Source organism: Komagataeibacter ossonobensis, from assembly GCF_057359305.1.
Genome location: NZ_JBXAYQ010000119.1, coordinates 1 through 1183, shown reverse-complemented (window position 1 = coordinate 1183; position 1183 = coordinate 1). Strand labels below are relative to the sequence as shown.

General features: G+C 59.4%; 2 protein-coding genes. Both read left to right on the top strand.

Annotation, left to right across the window (positions count from 1 at the left end; all coding sequences use genetic code 11):
• Window positions 1–429, top strand: a 429-nt coding sequence (locus AC1RQ9_RS18955) for a TetR family transcriptional regulator C-terminal domain-containing protein (RefSeq protein ID WP_485988139.1), incomplete at its 5' end; no start/stop codon positions are given.
• A gap of 149 nt (window positions 430–578) precedes the next feature.
• Window positions 579–1183: SDR family NAD(P)-dependent oxidoreductase (locus tag AC1RQ9_RS18950; protein ID WP_485988137.1), on the top strand; the 605-nt coding region annotated here is incomplete at its 3' end.

Genomic DNA, 1183 nt, shown 5'->3' with positions numbered 1-1183 from the left:
ATGGCGCCGTTATGGGATGAAAGCCTGCCCCCGCGCGAGGCCATCGAACGGACGTTGCGCGGCTCGGCGCGCATGCAGTCTGCCCGCACCCATCCGACCGGGTGCCTGGTCGTGTGCGGTGCCAGCAACTGCTCACCTGAAAACGAACCTGTTCAGGCGCTTCTTGCGGCGGAACGACAGCGCACGCGCACCGGCATCAGGGCCTGTGTAGAGCGCGCCATTGCCAATGGTGAATTGAACGCATCCCCGGCGACAGATGTGCTGCCCGATATTCTCACGACTTTCTTCCACGGCATGACATGCGAAGCCCGGGACGGGATGCGTCCGGACACTCTGGATGCGGCTGTCACATCTGTGCTGACATTATGGGATATCAACGCGGTGAAACGGGGAACAGCAAAGCGGCCTGAGAAAAAGCTGACGGACTGACAGCGGCGAGACGATCCGGACCCGGCACGAAATTCCATATCGGTCGGTCCACAAATCCTTGACCCTGCTTCGTGTCCCTATTATGGATCGATTGGTATGGAAGTGGCGTTTACGGAACACAACGCCATGTCTCCTCAAGGAATCCGATCATGAGCACATCAAAAATCGCCTTTGTCACGGGCGCCAATCGCGGCATCGGCTACAGTATCGCCAGGCATCTGACGGCCGTCGGCATCAGCGTGATCGGCACTTATCACGCTAATGAAGACGAGGCGAAAGCAGCCGAAACCGCCCTCAGCCACGAGGACGCAAAGCTGCGTATGCTGCAACTGGACATCGCGAACCATGCGTCGTTCACGGAGTTTGCGGGGCGGGTCAAAGCCCTTCTTGCAAGCGGGTTCGGGCAGGGGGGACTGAATTATGTTGTCCAGAACGCCGGCAACATCATCCACACCCGCTTCGACGCCGCAACGTCCGAACAGCTCGACAATCAGTACAATATCCACTTCAAGGGTCCGTACCTGCTGACGGTAGCACTTCTTCCGCTGATCCGTGATGGTGCCCGCATTCTCAACATCACCTCTGCCGCGACGCGCTTCTATCTGCCGGATCATGGTCCTTACGCAGCCATGAAAGCCGCAACCGAAGTCATCTCGCTCTATATGGCAAAGGAACTGGGCGCGCGGGGCATTACGGTCAATGCGGTCGCCCCCGGCGCGGTGGCCTCGGACTTTGGCGGCGGTCTGGTCCGTGA